The sequence below is a fragment of the Pseudogracilibacillus sp. SE30717A genome, from assembly GCF_037071985.1.
In the GTDB taxonomy this organism is placed as follows: domain Bacteria; phylum Bacillota; class Bacilli; order Bacillales; family Amphibacillaceae; genus Pseudogracilibacillus.
Genome location: NZ_JAXHDF010000010.1, coordinates 94,680 through 108,993 on the forward strand (window position 1 = coordinate 94,680; position 14,314 = coordinate 108,993).

Genomic DNA, 14,314 nt, shown 5'->3' on the forward strand with positions numbered 1-14,314 from the left:
TACATTGACGGAAAAACATGGACATTACCCTACATTTAATGTGATGGACGAAAAAGAATATTGGGATTCGCATACACAGGAAATTGTCGGAAATAGATTGGACAAAAAATTAACACCCGATTTGAAGTTTTTTACAATAGATGAAGTGGACACACTGTACAGTCTATGTTCCATCCTTCTTGACGATCAGCGCCGCCCGATCCTTACATTTATAGTTCATCATTTTGATAACATTTTACAAGCAAATATCGGGGAATCTCAAAGGAAAGCAAATGTACCGAAACAGCCACTGTTGATCCGTGAGGGAATGGAACTACTTAATCAGGTGTGCCATAAGAAATATAACTTTACATTTAAAGCATTGAATAAAGAAGTCAAAAAGAAAGTTGTAAAGGGATTAATGGAAGGGGTTTTTCCTTTACAGGACGGGAAAAAAAGTATTCCGTCATTGGATTTTATTCATAAAATTTTTTATGAAGCGACGGCAGCCTATTATTCACATCCAACTGTGTGGTCAGAGATTGGTTATGCCGGACCCGCATATCCACGTGGTTATGTACGGACAGAATTAGGATTAACAGATCCATGGGAGGCAAGAAGAGATGCCGAATAAAAACGAAAGCCCTAGACATCATATCAATCATTTTAACGATTATCGATATACCCATTTAAATAATCGAAAATATAAAGATGACGCGGATGTTTGTATAGTTGGTGCCGGTGCAGCTGGCGGTATTCTTGCTTATGAACTAAGTAAAGCGGGTCTCAAGGTGGTCGTTATTGAGGCGGGCCCTTTTTGGGATCCGGAGTCAGATTTTGCAAGTGATGAATTATCAATGGGTCATCTTGGATGGCAAGAAACAAGAATTGTTGGCGGTGGGCATCCCATTCAATTGGGGCATAACAACTGTGGGCGGGGAGTAGGTGGGGGCACCACACACTTTACCGGGGTATTACTTAGATATTTTGAAAGTGATTTCCAAACGAAAACAATCGACGGGGTAGGAGAGGATTGGCCGATTCGTTATAAGGATCTTAGACCTTATTATGATAAAATTGAAAAAGATATCGCCGTATCTGGGCCGAAAGATTTTCCGTGGGGGGCATATCATGGTCCATACCCTTATCCAAGCCGGGATCCAATTAGTTCCAATTCACAAATGTTTCGAATTGGTTGTGAAAAATTAGGGATTCGTACCGTTGTGCCCCCGCTTGGGATTAATTCAGCCCCATTCGATGGACGGCCTCCATGTACTAACCGCGGGTTTTGTAATTATGGGTGTATGCCAAATGCAAAATTTAGTACATTAGTCCATCATATTCCAAAAGCAATTGAACATGGGGCAGAAATTATTTCGGATAGTATGGTGACACAAGTCCTCACAAACAATCAGGGGTTAGCCACAGGGGTAATCTTTAATTATGATGGAAATGACTATGAACAAAAGGCACCGATCACTATTTTGGCAAATTTTGTTGTGGAAACCCCGCGATTATTACTTAATTCCGCAAACCCGATGTTCCCTAATGGGCTTGCGAACTCCAGTGGCTGGGTTGGAAAAGCCATTATGGTACATAGTAGTAACGATGTGTACGGTAAATTTGAAGATGAAATTCGTTTGTACAAAGGGACTCCAATCTTGGCGACAACGCAGGAATTTTATGAAACAGACAAAGACCGTGGTTTTGCAAGGGGATATACGCTGCATGCACACGGGTCCCGACCTGTTGAAACGGCTAAAGCTATCGCCAAATCCGGAGGGGGCATCTGGGGTTCAGCGCTTCGTAACACCATGCTGGACTACAATTACTATGGGAGAATCACATTAGTCGGTGAGGTCCTTCCTAACCCGTATAACAGTGTCACCCTTTCAGCGGAAAAAGACGAATATGGCCTGCCAATTCCGCATGTTACCTTTTCATATGGGGATAATGACCAGCGCTTAATAAAACATGCAGTGTCCAAAATGAAAGAAATCATTGAAGCGGCGGGCGGTACACCGGAATTTGTGACAACAGATACAGCCCATCTAATGGGTGGATGCCGGATGGGTGATGATCCGGAAACCTCTGTTACGGACTCCTATGGGCGCACCCATGATATTGCCAATCTATTTATTTGCAGTGCCAGTTTGTTCGTAACATCTGGTGGGGGTAATCCGACAAATACAGTGATGGCAATCGCTGCAAGAACTGCAGACCATATTATTGAAAATTATCGTGATATTGCGAAATCCTAGTTTTTTATGATTTTTGATAAAGAATAATTAAGGATGCACATCATAAATGAAATGAACGTGCACCCTTAATTCTTTTTTATTATAGCAAAGTGAAAAATCAAAAAACGATAATTGGCATAAAGGGTTCAGTTCCTGTGAATATTGTTGAAAATTACTTACAAAGGCTATTATGAAGTACGTAGCCCCCCTATTTGAATGCATTTATCCTTTTGACAAGGGGTCATTACCTTGCGCCCCGCCACACTTCCTCCGCCGCTTGTTGACCTACCGCCATCACTGTGATCGGGCGTTCTCGCATTTGATAGATTAAGCATTGGGAAGAAGCTGGACCTTTACTTGCAAAAACTATCTATATTAACCCTTCTTATTTTCTGCAAATTTGCACATTTACCTAGTTTTTGAATAGGTTATCGTAACAAGAGGAGGGGTTTTTCTCAATGAATTTTTTAGATTTACCAAAACGTGTAAGTGGCCAGAGAACATATGGTTTGACTTCTATAATGGATTCGGGAGTTCCAAGTAGGGAACTTGAAAATATTTTATTGGATTATGGAGACTTTATTGATATAGCCAAGTTTGGCATCGGCACTGCTTATATTACATCTAATCTAAAAGATAAAATTAAACTATACAAAAAATATAATGTGATACCTTATTTTGGAGGAACATTATTTGAAAAATGTTATTACCAAGGGAAGATTCCCGAGTTTGTTGATAACCTGAAGGAACTAGGAATTGAATGGATTGAGGTTTCAACTGGTACAGTGGATATTCCACTTGAGGAACGACTTTATCTAATTTCTACGCTGAGGGATGATTTTAGAATAGTGGCTGAAGTTGGTTCCAAGGATACGACAAAAAAAATATTTATACCTGAATGGAAAAATGAAATTAATCTTTTATTGGAATCTGGATGTGACTATGTCATTATGGAAGGCAGGGATTCCGGAACAGCAGGAATTTACAATCAGGATGGCACGATTAATTCAGATTTAATTGAACAATTGTTAAACAATATTGATGTGAAAAAAGTCATTTTCGAAGCACCGACACCGAAACAACAAATGTACTTTATTAATAGAATTGGACCAAATGTAAACCTCGGTAATGTGAAGCCAAATGAAATACTTGTCTTGGAAACTCAGCGCCATGGACTGAGGTGTGAAACATTTTTTATGGATGAACAAAAATGCAAATTACGCTAATAAGGCATCTGCCAACGGAATGGAATAAAAAGGCAGTATTACAAGGTAGAAAGAATATTAGCATTTCTGACATTACAACAGAGCACCAAGCAAGGATAATGAAAAATAAGTTGCTCTTACAGGAAAATGCACCATATGATCTTGTGCTTGCAAGTTCATTAAGAAGGACACAGCAAACGGCAAAACAATATGACTTTGAGCCGCTTGTGGAAACCTTATTGGATGAATTGGATTTTGGTATCTATGAGGGCAACCCAAGGCAAAAACTGCTAGATCATTTTGGAAAACAGTGGATGGAAAACCCTGAAACAATTAGGCTTGGAGAAAGTCTTTTGACATTGGAGGAAAGGATAGCTGCTTTTTTAAAAAAATATCTGTCCTATAAAAATATATTATTATTTGGACATGGTGCCTGGATTCGTGCATTTCTCTCCTACGTTCATAACGGTAATCTGTCCGATATGAACAAAAGAAAGGTCCGTTTTAATGATCCCGTCATCATGAATATTAATAACGCAAAAAAAATAACATATTAAGGGAATAGTGTTAAATACTCCGGGGTATTCTGAAATTGCATTCATAAATTATTCAAATACCCCAATAAAAATCCCTTCATTTGTTGATTCACCTATTTTTTTCTCAAGGTAAATCCAACTACAGTGCTTAATGATAAGCCATTCATATAATCAATAATAAATGCAGAAATGATTTGACAAATAATGGCGTAAATAATGATTTTATAATCGATAACTACTGAAGTTAATATAAAAATTAGCATATTAACCCCCATCAATGTTTTCCCCGGACTCCATTTTTTGTAGCTAGAAATCATCAAAGCTAGAATGACCATCCCCCCGCTTGAGGCTCCAGCGCGAATTTGTAATCCAATTCCGGCTCCGAAAAGAATACTTCCAAATAAAATATCAAAAAATAAATTGATATGTGGAATTGACATGTAAAATGAAACAACATTTAGTGTCGTAGATATCGTAAATACAGATAAAATTGTTCGGAATGTCCAACGTTTACCGAAGTGATTAAGTGCAAAGCCCAAAAAAAGAACGTTAACAAACCAAAAGGCCAAACCATAGGGTAATCCAAAAAAGTGGTTCAGTAAAATGGTAAACCCCGCAGCTCCACCCGAGGGGATGGAATGTGGAAAGAAAAAAAATACCATGGATAGGCCTTGTAAAATTGCCCCAGAAAAAAGGAAAAAATAGATGAATATACCCTTTTTCATTTGGAATACAGACGGTGTTTAAGGTTTTTTTTCTTCATGACAATTCTCCCCCATTATTTTTCCCGCTTGTACAGTTTATGCATGTCCAACATGATTATGTTGATACTCCCTTAATTTAATCAAGATCTGCTTAATAGCTCTAGCATAATTTCAAGTAACACAGAAGTAATCATAGAAAATAATTTAATCATTTTGGGGGATAACTAAATACATCGTGATTTCATTGGAAATACCCTAAATAATATATAATTCTGACCTGTTAGACTAAAAAGGTTTTAAGTTTACACCGGAAGTTCGGATCTATGTTGCGATGCTCGAAAAAAAGTTTAGTTTAAAACTACCAATGGAAGAAGTAGATTATTTCATCATTAATAAAACAAATTTAAAAATACGGAGTGAAAAATACATGGCATCGAATAATAAGGGCATGACCATAACTGCCATTGGTTCTATTCCGCTTATTATGGTCTTGGGAAACTCTATGATCATTCCCGTACTTCCCGCAATGAAGTCAGCCCTAAAGCTGTCCCAGATGCAAGTTAGTTTAACAATTACTGTTTTTTCAGTATCCGCCGCAATCTTAATTCCATTTGTCGGCTATCTTTCTGACCGATTTACAAGGAAAATGGTCATTATCCCTTCATTATTTCTGTATGGTATTGGCGGAATACTTGCGGGGGTCGCAGCGGCTTTTTTTTCAAATGCGTATTTATGGATATTAATCGGACGGGCATTCCAAGGTATGGGTGCCGCGGGGACAGCCCCAATCGCCATGGCATTAACAGGGGATTTATTTAAAGGCGGAGAACAAAGTAGGGTTTTGGGAATATTTGAAGCTTCAAATGGACTTGGAAAGGTTGTATCACCAATCCTCGGATCCCTTTTCGGATTGATCGTTTGGTATTCTGTATTTTTTGCATTTCCTGGAATTTGTCTCATTTCAATTTTACTTGTTTGGTTTTTTGTTAAGGAAAAAGCCAAATTTCAATCTCCGCCGCCTCTTAGGAAATATGCAAAGGGATTATTCAGTGTATTTAAATTTGAGGGCAGGTGGCTTTTTACTGTATACCTTGCAGGTGGTACATGTTTATTCACCCTTTTTGGCATACTATTCTTTTTATCCGACATTTTAGAGGAAAAGTATAAAATTGATGGTGTCTTAAAAGGTGTAATACTAGCGATACCATTGTTTGTCATGGTGACTAACTCCTACTTGACAGGAAACAAAATTGGGAAAAATTTTGAGAAAATGAAATTGCTTATGATAATTGGATTTCTTTTAATGACCGTATCCTATGGTCTTTTAGTTTTTTTTGAAAAACTTGTTCCTTTTTTATTGGTTTTAGCCCTAAGTAGTGTTGGTGCTGGTATGGTGATGCCTTGCGTGAACAGCCTGATAACCGGAGCTGTAGGAAAAGAAAGAAGAGGGTTTGTCTCTTCCTTATATGGTTCAATTCGGTTTTTAAGTGTGGCAATCGGACCACCCATCTTTTCCAGGTTGATGGATTGGTCTAGAAGCGGCATGTTTTTGAGTATTGCCATTTTATCGCTTATCGTGGGAATACTTATATGGTTACTTATCAAGGTGAAAGGGATGGATGGAAAAGAAGATAAGGGCACCGTTTTTCTTTATAAATATTTATAAGACACACACATGTTTTAACAGAATTAAGAGTAGAAGATGAACGATTAAGCATGAAAACTTTTGAAGACTTAGTAGTGTAAATCTTGTGTATAAAATGTGTAAAACAATATAATATCCAATCATTTTATAAAACATTCTTAAAAAAATTAAAAAACTCGCAAACCCTTTTATATCAAGTTTACGAGCTTAAATCAATTTAATTAAATTATAATATACTAAAAATACCAGTGGTCGGTCTCGAACCGACACTCCATTGCTGGAACGGGATTTTGAGTCCCGCGCGTCTGCCAATTCCGCCACACTGGCAATAATATCTATCTTGGAGGCGGCAACCGGATTTGAACCGGTGATAGAGGTTTTGCAGACCTCTGCCTTACCACTTGGCTATGCCGCCATAATAAATTATTAAAGCGGAAGACGGGATTCGAACCCGCGACCCTCACCTTGGCAAGGTGATATTCTACCACTGAACTACTTCCGCAAGCTAGCTGGGCTACTAGGATTCGAACCTAGGAATGACGGGACCAAAACCCGTTGCCTTACCGCTTGGCTATAGCCCAATGAAATAAAATGGGGCGACCGGAGGGATTTGAACCCTCGCGTGCCGGAGCCACAATCCGGTGCGTTAACCACTTCGCCACGACCGCCATCATCATTAGGTGTATATTATTCCACTATGGCAGGGGTAGTAGGAATCGAACCCACATCAAAGGTTTTGGAGACCTTCGTTTTACCATTAAACTATACCCCTATATTAAGTGGTGGAGGGGGGCAGATTCGAACTGCCGAACCCGATGGGAGCGGATTTACAGTCCGCCGCGTTTAGCCACTTCGCTACCCCTCCACGTTAAGTGCTTATAATTAAATGTGGCTCGAGACGGAATCGAACCGCCGACACAAGGATTTTCAGTCCTTTGCTCTACCGACTGAGCTATCGAGCCAAAGTATTATGGCGATCCGGACGGGACTCGAACCCGCGACCTCCAGCGTGACAGGCTGGCATTCTAACCAACTGAACTACCGGACCATAACAACAATCTTACCAATAATAAAATACCATTAATAATTGGTATTAGTCAAATGAATCAATTATATGATATTTGGTTGCGGGGGCAAGATTTGAACTTGCGACCTTTGGGTTATGAGCCCAACGAGCTGCCAGACTGCTCCACCCCGCGATATAAATTAAATTATTTTCGACCTGCTATTTTGGTAGGACCTAAGGTTCCCGTCGTAGCTCTTACATGTAGAAGATGCTGCAGGTAAAAATATGGTGGAGGATGCAGGGCTCGAACCTGCGACCCCTTGCTTGTAAGGCAAGTGCTCTCCCAGCTGAGCTAATCCTCCGTTAAATATAATCTATTAAGATATATTATAGCATTTTTTAAAAATATTGGTGACCCGTACGGGATTCGAACCCGTGTTACCGCCGTGAAAGGGCGGTGTCTTAACCACTTGACCAACGGGCCAGTTTTTATATGCTGGCGGAGAGCAAGGGATTTGAACCCTTGAGACCACGTTAGTGGCCTACACGATTTCCAATCGTGCTCCTTCGACCAACTCGGACAGCTCTCCGAATGGCTCCACAGGTAGGGTTCGAACCTACGACCGATCGGTTAACAGCCGATTGCTCTACCACTGAGCTACTGTGGAATATGATTAATATAGAAGATATTTAAGTTTTGTTCAAACTTTTCAATGGCTCATCGTACAGTACTATCCACTTTAACGAAAATAAATATTCGTTTTCTGCCGATTTGTTCTACCACTGTGTTAGTGTGAAATACGTTAAAATAAAAATAGTTGATTTTTATGTACCTACAAACATTTTATCTTTTGTTTGAAGCCACTGAATTTTAGCGACAATTTATATTATATCTCTTTCTAAAAAAAATGCAAGCTTATTTAATAAAAACTTTTAAATTTCTTTTTAAACGTCTTAATAATGCTGTTATGTCCTTTAAATAAAAACAATATTTATCCCTTCTATCATAAGAAGGGATGTTAAATTTATTTAATTAATTGATCAATTTTTTCAACAAGTGTAACGATCTCAGGCTTGCTTACTTGAGCACTCGCTCCAACCGTTTCTCCTTTATGAAAAAGATCTTTCGTAATTAACGAAGAAAATATAATGACAGGGATATCCTTTAACTGTGAATTTCCTTTAATCCTTCCTGTTAAATGATGTCCATCCATTTGTGGCATTTCTATATCTGTAATTACTATATTAACTTCTTCCCTTAGGTTAACAGATTCATTCTCAGTTAAACCTTCTAGGTGCTCCCATGCTTCTTTACCATTTTCAAAAAAAAGTATATCTTCATAACCAGCTTCAGATAAAGTGTCTTTTAATAATTGACGAAGCATTGCAGAATCCTCGGCTACAATTAATTTTTTTGTGGAACGCTCTCGTGGACCAAGTACTTTTAAGCTTTCAACATTAACGCCCGATTTTGGATCAATTTCCACAACTACTTTTTCAAAATCTAATAAAATAGACATTTGATCTTCAAGTTTGATAATTCCTATAGCATAAGCATGTTCTCCTGAAGACAACTCAGATGGTTTTTCTATTTGTTCCCAAGAAATTCGGTGAATTCTTGATACATGATGAACTCTAAATGCTACTTTTACTTGATTTAGCTCAGCAATAATAAATTTATCACGTTCAGGATTTTCTGATTCCGGTATATTTAAAACATGAGATAAATTAATAACAGGCAAGACCTCTTCACGTAAACGAATAACTCCCTCAACATGCTCATGAGAGTTTGGTATCTTTGTTACTTCTACTGCATTTATAATTTCTCTTACTTTCAATACATTAATACCGAAGATTCCGGAACCAATCTCAAACATGATCACTTCCAACTCATTCGTACCGCTTTCTAATAAGATATCCGTTTGCGTTGAACTCATTTCTACTTGCCTCCAATTTATCTTTATAAAAATTGCAACTAAAGTACTACGACTATTATAGCAGAAAGTTTCGGGAAGACCAACTTTTTATTTCATGAAAGGGCCATTCTATTCAGTATGTTTTTTAAAGTACAAAATCAGATGATCATTAAATACTAAAGATTATTATTAGTATGTTATATGAAGGAAACAAATAAAGCAGGAAATCGAATATTTGGTATATTTTTATGTTAAAGCTCCAAAATAAGTTGAAACATATTTATTAATACATTTTACATTAAGTGAAGTGGGTTGGGCGTTTAGTGTATCTATACTAAGCCTTATACCTTTAAACCATTCATTCATAAACTCGGTTTAGATGACCAATTAAGCAATTTTTTCCTTTTATAAATATGATCTACTTAGTTGCCGTGGTCGACAAAATCTATAGCTCAAAACTGCGAAAAATGGAGGTGAATAAAGTGCCTAGAAAAGAAAGTGATACGAACCAGAAAATAACTCCTAATCCAGATGGTATGAGAGAAGGTGTTATGAGCGATCCTACTGGAGTACAGTACGGGATTGAAGTTGGACATGAAAAAATAGTAAATCCAGCAGATATTGCAAAAATGACGAATGAGAAATTAGACAGAAGTAAGAAACAGTAAGAATCAAGATGGGGAAATTCCTTTGATGTTTTGTCGAACTTTCTTTTAGAAAAATTTAATATTTTAAACCAAAAAAGAACAACAAGGGTACAGTCCTCATTGTTCCTTTGAGCTAAAATTCACTCGATCGATAGTCGTGTGGATCAATTTTCCGTAATGTTTTTAGTTCATGTTGTGTTGGTAGTTCAGTATATTTAATTTCATCGTAAAGCAAGTTAAATCCCGTATTTTCAGCAACTTCTTCTAAAGATGAAGTTGGATGGACACTGTCTAAATGTAGTTTCCCGTGTTTAAATTCAAACACACATAATGGGGTAACTATTTTCCACAGATTCCCTCTTGTCGTAATAAAGTCGACGTTTTCAACAAACGTACGACGATCGTGCTTTGTACGCCAAATTATCGCCTTTTTAGCTGTTGGTATAAGGACGGCACTTCCGGCACCTCCAGGGAGTCGCACTTTAGGTTTTCGATAGTCACCAATTACCGAGGCATTGACATTACCATGGATATCGAATTGCACACCACCTAAAAAAGCAACATCCAATTTTCCTCTCATTGATAAATCAAATAATTGATCGAGAGGAAAATACGCTTCCCCACATTCTAATAAATCAGCTCCTGCCGAAGAATAGGAAGCTTTATCTATGGAGTCGGGATTTACTCCGCCTGGAATATTTAATTGAACCAAATTAGGTGCATGCAAACTCTTTGCTAATAACATAGCCACCATCGGCAAATGGGAAGAAACGCCGTGAAAAACGGTTTCGCCATCTTGAAGCATACGGGCAATCGTACACGTCATCATATCACTCGTCCGATATTGCTTTACCATACCTGTTTCCTCCTTATACCTGCATAATCAGCTGATTCAAATGACTTAATATATGCTGTTATTTCTTCCCATGATGTCATGGATAAGAAGGAAGATAAAGAGCGATCATTAGCATCATATCGTTTATAGCAGGACCCAGGGCTTGCACCATTAGGTATGTGAACTACCGCTTCAACTAAAAATCCTGGAATATCGATTTGCTCTCGGTGCTGTTTAGTCGTATGTTCAGTTACAATGCGTTCGGTAGTAATTATTACTTTATCCGCAGCACGGCTCATTAACACATCTTCATACTTAGGACCAAAAATTCTAGCGTTTCCATTGATGTCACATTCCTGAACATGAATGATGGCCACATTTGGTACGATTGCTTTAATCAAAGTAACTGGCTTTCCGCCAAATGGATCTTCAACTACAACAAAATAATCATTTTTCTCAATCAGATCACCTGCTTTTAAACCATGTACTGGCATAAAAGGAACATTCATTGTAGCGGCTCTAAGTGCATTAATTACCGTATAACAAGCATGCTCATGTGCTTTTACTTTTCCTGTTTGTACAGCTTTTCGATAGTGAGTGGCCAGACCATATTTAGTTTCATAACTGACAAAACCGGCTGAAACAGAGTCGATTGCATCTGCCGCACATAATAAGTCAATCTCATGTGCTCCTGCTGTTTTTACTACGTTTAATTCTCGTTTGTTCTGTCTTATTAATTCGCGGACAAAAGCCATCGGAGCCCGATGTAAAACGTTCCCTCCGAGAGCTAATATATCCCCATCTTTTACAAGATTTACGGCTTCACTTAAAGTTATTTGCTTATCCATTGACCATCCACCACCAATCTTCCTGCATCTATTATCAATGTCTTATTTAACAGCATTGCTCGCGATATGAACAGCATCCCAAACGCCTGCAAATGGTGGCGCATAACACAAATCTGTCATCCCTAATTCATCGGCTGTCATTTTGTTATGAATTGCAATAGCAAACATATCAATACGGAGGACTACCCCTTTTGGTCCAATTGCTTGTGCACCTAATATTTTCCGCGTTCTTTTTTCGCAAATTAATTTTATCCAAATCGGAGTTTGATCCGGGTAATATTTTGGACGATCATTGCTCTTTACAAAGACTGTCGTAAAATCAACCGCTAAGTCTTGTGCATCTTTTTCTGACATTCCTGTACGTGCAATTTCTAAATCAAACACTTTTACAGCAGCACTTCCAAGTGTTCCAGTATACTTTACATGGTTACCGGCAATGTTTTCTCCAGCAATTCGTCCACATTTATTTGCATTCGTTCCAAGTGGAATATATGAATTTTCTTGCATAACTTTGTTGTATACTTCTGCACAATCTCCTGCTGCATATATATCTTCAAAATTCGTACGCATTTCCCGGTCAATCCGAATTGCTCCATTATTCGCTAAATGAATCCCTGAACTTTCAAGAAATTTTGTTGCCGGTTTTACCCCAATTGCCAGAATAACGAGATCAGCAGCATGAATCCCTTTACTCGTCTGAACTGCATTCACTTTTTTTTCACCTAGAAATTTTTCAACCTTTTCATTCAGAAGAAGTTGGACACCTTGCTTACTCAGTTCCTTTTCTGCAAGATCCGTTATTTCTGAATCAAAGTTTGTTAAAACACGATCAGCCTGTTCAATGACTGAAACATTTTTTCCTATATATCGCATTGCTTCTGCTACTTCAATGCCGATATATCCTCCACCAACAATAACAATATTTTCAACATCATCTTGATGGGCGATATTTTTTAAATCAATTCCATCTTCTAACGTTTTTAAAACATGGATATTTTCCAATTCTAATCCTTCAAATGGTGGCTTGATCGGTATTGTTCCTGTTCCAATCATTAATTTATCGTAGTGATCGATAAAAACATCTCCATTTTCAATGTTTTTAACCATAATCTGTTTTCTTTCTGGAGCAACTTTTACTACTTCATGATGTAAAAACACATCGATGCCTGCCTCTTCAAATTGCTCTTTCGTACGAGCAATCATTTTTGTATGATCATCATTTTCACCTGACACATAATAAGGCAGGCCGCAGGCGCCATATGATACATGAGCACCTTTTTCATACACAACTATTTGTGCATCACTTTTCATTCTTTTTAATTTTGAAGCCGCCGACATTCCTGCCGCAACTCCACCAATGACGATTAACTTCATTGTTAATTTCTCCTAAACAAAACATTTAGTTGGGACATGTAAGCTGTCTCAATCCATGACGTTGCGTCTTTAGCCAGTGAACAGTAAGAAAGGATTTATATTTCCTATCTGCTAAAAAACTTAGTTTCATGGTTATAGCGTTGGTTCTTGATCAAGAATACCGACTACAAGTGCATCAATTGGAGCTGTTTTATCTAATGCATGCTGCACAGAGCTTCCAAACGAAACAAGTACAAGTTCACCTTCGCCTGCTCCAATTGTATCGGCAGCCACGAAATGCTTTTTATTTTCATCAAAATACGGTTCAATGATTAACATTTTATATCCTTGTAATTCATCATATTTTCTTGTGGCTACTAATCTGCTTACTACTCTACCTATTACCATTTTCTACAGGCCTCCATTATGAGAGGAGGAGACAATTTTTAACACTTCTCCCCCAATAAGTCCAAATGCATTTGCGTCATCTGTATCAATATGCATATCAAGCACGTAACGTTCGTTTACACGGATTGTCACATTGTTCATCACTCCACCTTTTTCACCTTCCACCACTACAGAGACTTTTTGGAGATTTTCTACTCCGAATGCGTGTGCCTCTGATGGTGACATATGAATATGTCGGTCTGCGATGATACAACCTTCAGTAAGCCGAACCGTTCCTTTTGGTCCAATAAGACGGATTGGAGCGGAATTGCTAATATCCCCTGAACGTCGTACTGGCGGCGTGACCCCTAATGTACGACTATCCGTTCGTGAAACTTCCACTTGAGTTTCTTTTCGTGTTGGGCCAAGGATGCGTACATTTTCGATAGAACCTTTAAGCCCTGCGATCGTCACTTTTTCCTCGCATGCATATTGCCCTGGTTGTGAAATATCTCTGTATTTCTTTAATGTATACCCTCTGCCAAATAGTTTTTCTACATGTTCTGGCTGTAAATGAACATGACGAGCAGATACACTTACAGGCACATTTGACTGCTTATACGATGTTGTTCGGTAAGCCTGTGAACCCAATTCTTCTACTAATGCTTTTTTTATCTCTTCATATATATCCGATTTGTTAAATTGCTTCACGGCTTATTCACCACTTTATTTTAATTCAGGCAATAATTTTGATATATCTCCATGTGGTCTTGGGATTACATGGACTGCAACTACTTCTCCAACACGGCTTGCTGCCTCTTCACCAACCTCGGTCGCTGCTTTAACCGCACCAACATCTCCTTGAATAATTACAGACACTAAGCCTGAACCGATTTTCTCACTGCCAACAATCTCTACGTTTGCTGCTTTTAACATTGCATCTGCTGCCTCGATTGCTGCTGTTAATCCTCTAGTTTCAATCATTCCTAATGAATTACTCATGTTTAAATTCC

The 14,314-nt window shown here is 38.2% G+C and carries 14 protein-coding genes and 14 tRNA genes; 6 read left to right on the forward strand and 22 right to left on the reverse strand.

Features of this window, described 5'->3' with window-relative positions; translation table 11 throughout:
• Positions 1–4: 4 nt before the first annotated feature.
• From SPD48_RS15960 to SPD48_RS15975, 4 genes are all read left to right on the forward strand, one after another.
• Entirely contained in the window at positions 5–613 is a 609-nt protein-coding gene (locus tag SPD48_RS15960) for a gluconate 2-dehydrogenase subunit 3 family protein (RefSeq protein WP_336259124.1), read from the forward strand.
• Positions 603–2,240, forward strand: coding sequence for a GMC family oxidoreductase (locus SPD48_RS15965; protein ID WP_336259125.1), 1,638 nt, complete (start codon positions 603–605; stop codon positions 2,238–2,240). Before SPD48_RS15960 ends, SPD48_RS15965 begins: the two co-directional genes overlap by 11 nt.
• Before the next feature lie 437 nt (positions 2,241–2,677).
• Positions 2,678–3,445: a phosphosulfolactate synthase gene (locus SPD48_RS15970; protein WP_336259126.1), complete on the forward strand. Its 768-nt coding sequence runs from the start codon at positions 2,678–2,680 to the stop codon at positions 3,443–3,445.
• Positions 3,430–3,981: a histidine phosphatase family protein gene (locus tag SPD48_RS15975; protein WP_336259127.1), complete on the forward strand. Its 552-nt coding sequence runs from the start codon at positions 3,430–3,432 to the stop codon at positions 3,979–3,981. The genes SPD48_RS15970 and SPD48_RS15975 overlap by 16 nt, the downstream gene beginning before the upstream one ends.
• Before the next feature lie 92 nt (positions 3,982–4,073).
• On the opposite strand, the gene SPD48_RS15980 is transcribed toward SPD48_RS15975, so the two are convergent.
• Positions 4,074–4,685, reverse strand: a complete 612-nt coding sequence (locus SPD48_RS15980) for a YitT family protein (protein ID WP_336259128.1) — start codon at positions 4,683–4,685, stop codon at positions 4,074–4,076.
• 406 nt (positions 4,686–5,091) lie between these two features.
• On the opposite strand from SPD48_RS15980, the gene SPD48_RS15985 reads away from it, so the two are divergent.
• Positions 5,092–6,330 carry an MFS transporter gene (locus tag SPD48_RS15985; RefSeq protein WP_336259206.1) on the forward strand — a complete coding sequence of 413 codons (1,239 nt, stop codon included), beginning with the start codon at positions 5,092–5,094 and terminating at the stop codon, positions 6,328–6,330.
• A gap of 222 nt (positions 6,331–6,552) precedes the next feature.
• Here SPD48_RS15985 and SPD48_RS15990 read toward each other — a convergent pair.
• The 15 genes from SPD48_RS15990 to SPD48_RS16060 form a co-directional block, all read right to left on the reverse strand.
• Positions 6,553–6,636: transfer RNA gene (locus SPD48_RS15990), tRNA-Leu, on the reverse strand.
• Between the two features lie 14 nt (positions 6,637–6,650).
• Positions 6,651–6,724 (reverse strand) — tRNA-Cys (locus SPD48_RS15995).
• A 15-nt stretch (positions 6,725–6,739) separates the two neighbouring features.
• A tRNA-Gly gene (locus tag SPD48_RS16000) sits at positions 6,740–6,811 on the reverse strand.
• A gap of 7 nt (positions 6,812–6,818) precedes the next feature.
• Positions 6,819–6,890: transfer RNA gene (locus SPD48_RS16005), tRNA-Gln, on the reverse strand.
• Between the two features lie 11 nt (positions 6,891–6,901).
• Positions 6,902–6,977: transfer RNA gene (locus tag SPD48_RS16010), tRNA-His, on the reverse strand.
• A 30-nt stretch (positions 6,978–7,007) separates the two neighbouring features.
• Positions 7,008–7,081, reverse strand: a tRNA-Trp gene (locus tag SPD48_RS16015).
• A gap of 8 nt (positions 7,082–7,089) precedes the next feature.
• Positions 7,090–7,174 (reverse strand) — tRNA-Tyr (locus tag SPD48_RS16020).
• A 24-nt stretch (positions 7,175–7,198) separates the two neighbouring features.
• Positions 7,199–7,271: transfer RNA gene (locus SPD48_RS16025), tRNA-Phe, on the reverse strand.
• Between the two features lie 9 nt (positions 7,272–7,280).
• Positions 7,281–7,357: transfer RNA gene (locus SPD48_RS16030), tRNA-Asp, on the reverse strand.
• A 74-nt stretch (positions 7,358–7,431) separates the two neighbouring features.
• A tRNA-Met gene (locus tag SPD48_RS16035) sits at positions 7,432–7,508 on the reverse strand.
• 93 nt (positions 7,509–7,601) lie between these two features.
• Positions 7,602–7,677 (reverse strand) — tRNA-Val (locus tag SPD48_RS16040).
• 47 nt (positions 7,678–7,724) lie between these two features.
• Positions 7,725–7,799 (reverse strand) — tRNA-Glu (locus tag SPD48_RS16045).
• A 13-nt stretch (positions 7,800–7,812) separates the two neighbouring features.
• A tRNA-Ser gene (locus tag SPD48_RS16050) sits at positions 7,813–7,905 on the reverse strand.
• A gap of 3 nt (positions 7,906–7,908) precedes the next feature.
• Positions 7,909–7,983, reverse strand: a tRNA-Asn gene (locus SPD48_RS16055).
• 357 nt (positions 7,984–8,340) lie between these two features.
• Complete coding sequence (locus SPD48_RS16060) at positions 8,341–9,252, reverse strand: chemotaxis protein (protein ID WP_336259129.1); 912 nt, start codon at positions 9,250–9,252, stop codon at positions 8,341–8,343.
• Positions 9,253–9,713: 461 nt separating this feature from the next.
• Between SPD48_RS16060 and SPD48_RS16065 the strand changes: the two genes are divergently transcribed.
• Entirely contained in the window at positions 9,714–9,899 is a 186-nt protein-coding gene (locus SPD48_RS16065) for a hypothetical protein (RefSeq protein WP_336259130.1), read from the forward strand.
• Between the two features lie 112 nt (positions 9,900–10,011).
• Here the strand turns inward: SPD48_RS16065 and SPD48_RS16070 are convergent, their stop codons facing one another.
• From SPD48_RS16070 to SPD48_RS16095, 6 genes are all read right to left on the reverse strand, one after another.
• On the reverse strand, positions 10,012–10,734 hold the full coding sequence (locus tag SPD48_RS16070; protein ID WP_336259131.1) for a CoA-transferase subunit beta: 723 nt from the start codon (positions 10,732–10,734) through the stop codon (positions 10,012–10,014).
• A complete protein-coding gene (locus SPD48_RS16075) occupies positions 10,728–11,561 on the reverse strand; it encodes a CoA transferase subunit A (RefSeq protein WP_336259132.1) in 834 nt (277 codons plus the stop codon). Before SPD48_RS16075 ends, SPD48_RS16070 begins: the two co-directional genes overlap by 7 nt.
• Positions 11,562–11,603: 42 nt before the next feature.
• Entirely contained in the window at positions 11,604–12,935 is a 1,332-nt protein-coding gene (locus SPD48_RS16080) for a CoA-disulfide reductase (RefSeq protein ID WP_336259133.1), read from the reverse strand.
• Positions 12,936–13,067: 132 nt separating this feature from the next.
• Positions 13,068–13,322, reverse strand: a complete 255-nt coding sequence (locus SPD48_RS16085) for a EutN/CcmL family microcompartment protein (protein WP_336259134.1) — start codon at positions 13,320–13,322, stop codon at positions 13,068–13,070.
• Positions 13,323–13,325: 3 nt separating this feature from the next.
• Positions 13,326–13,988, reverse strand: coding sequence for a phosphate propanoyltransferase (locus SPD48_RS16090; protein ID WP_336259207.1), 663 nt, complete (start codon positions 13,986–13,988; stop codon positions 13,326–13,328).
• Between the two features lie 39 nt (positions 13,989–14,027).
• Positions 14,028–14,303 (reverse strand): BMC domain-containing protein, encoded by a 276-nt coding sequence (locus SPD48_RS16095; RefSeq protein WP_336259135.1) that lies wholly within the window; start codon positions 14,301–14,303, stop codon positions 14,028–14,030.
• Between the last annotated feature and the right edge of the window lie 11 nt (positions 14,304–14,314).

What these genes read in the sequence shown, in the direction of transcription:
- SPD48_RS15965 (WP_336259125.1), top strand. Translation starts at nt 603, where the DNA reads ATGCCGAATAAAAACGAAAGCCCTAGACATCATATCAATCATTTTAAC.
- SPD48_RS15970 (WP_336259126.1), top strand. Translation starts at nt 2,678, where the DNA reads ATGAATTTTTTAGATTTACCAAAACGTGTAAGTGGCCAGAGAACATAT.
- SPD48_RS15975 (WP_336259127.1), top strand. Translation starts at nt 3,430, where the DNA reads ATGCAAATTACGCTAATAAGGCATCTGCCAACGGAATGGAATAAAAAG.
- SPD48_RS15980 (WP_336259128.1), bottom strand. Translation starts at nt 4,685, where the DNA reads ATGAAAAAGGGTATATTCATCTATTTTTTCCTTTTTTCTGGGGCAATT.
- SPD48_RS15985 (WP_336259206.1), top strand. Translation starts at nt 5,092, where the DNA reads ATGGCATCGAATAATAAGGGCATGACCATAACTGCCATTGGTTCTATT.
- SPD48_RS16060 (WP_336259129.1), bottom strand. Translation starts at nt 9,252, where the DNA reads ATGAGTTCAACGCAAACGGATATCTTATTAGAAAGCGGTACGAATGAG.
- SPD48_RS16070 (WP_336259131.1), bottom strand. Translation starts at nt 10,734, where the DNA reads ATGGTAAAGCAATATCGGACGAGTGATATGATGACGTGTACGATTGCC.
- SPD48_RS16075 (WP_336259132.1), bottom strand. Translation starts at nt 11,561, where the DNA reads ATGGATAAGCAAATAACTTTAAGTGAAGCCGTAAATCTTGTAAAAGAT.
- SPD48_RS16080 (WP_336259133.1), bottom strand. Translation starts at nt 12,935, where the DNA reads ATGAAGTTAATCGTCATTGGTGGAGTTGCGGCAGGAATGTCGGCGGCT.
- SPD48_RS16085 (WP_336259134.1), bottom strand. Translation starts at nt 13,322, where the DNA reads ATGGTAATAGGTAGAGTAGTAAGCAGATTAGTAGCCACAAGAAAATAT.
- SPD48_RS16095 (WP_336259135.1), bottom strand. Translation starts at nt 14,303, where the DNA reads ATGAGTAATTCATTAGGAATGATTGAAACTAGAGGATTAACAGCAGCA.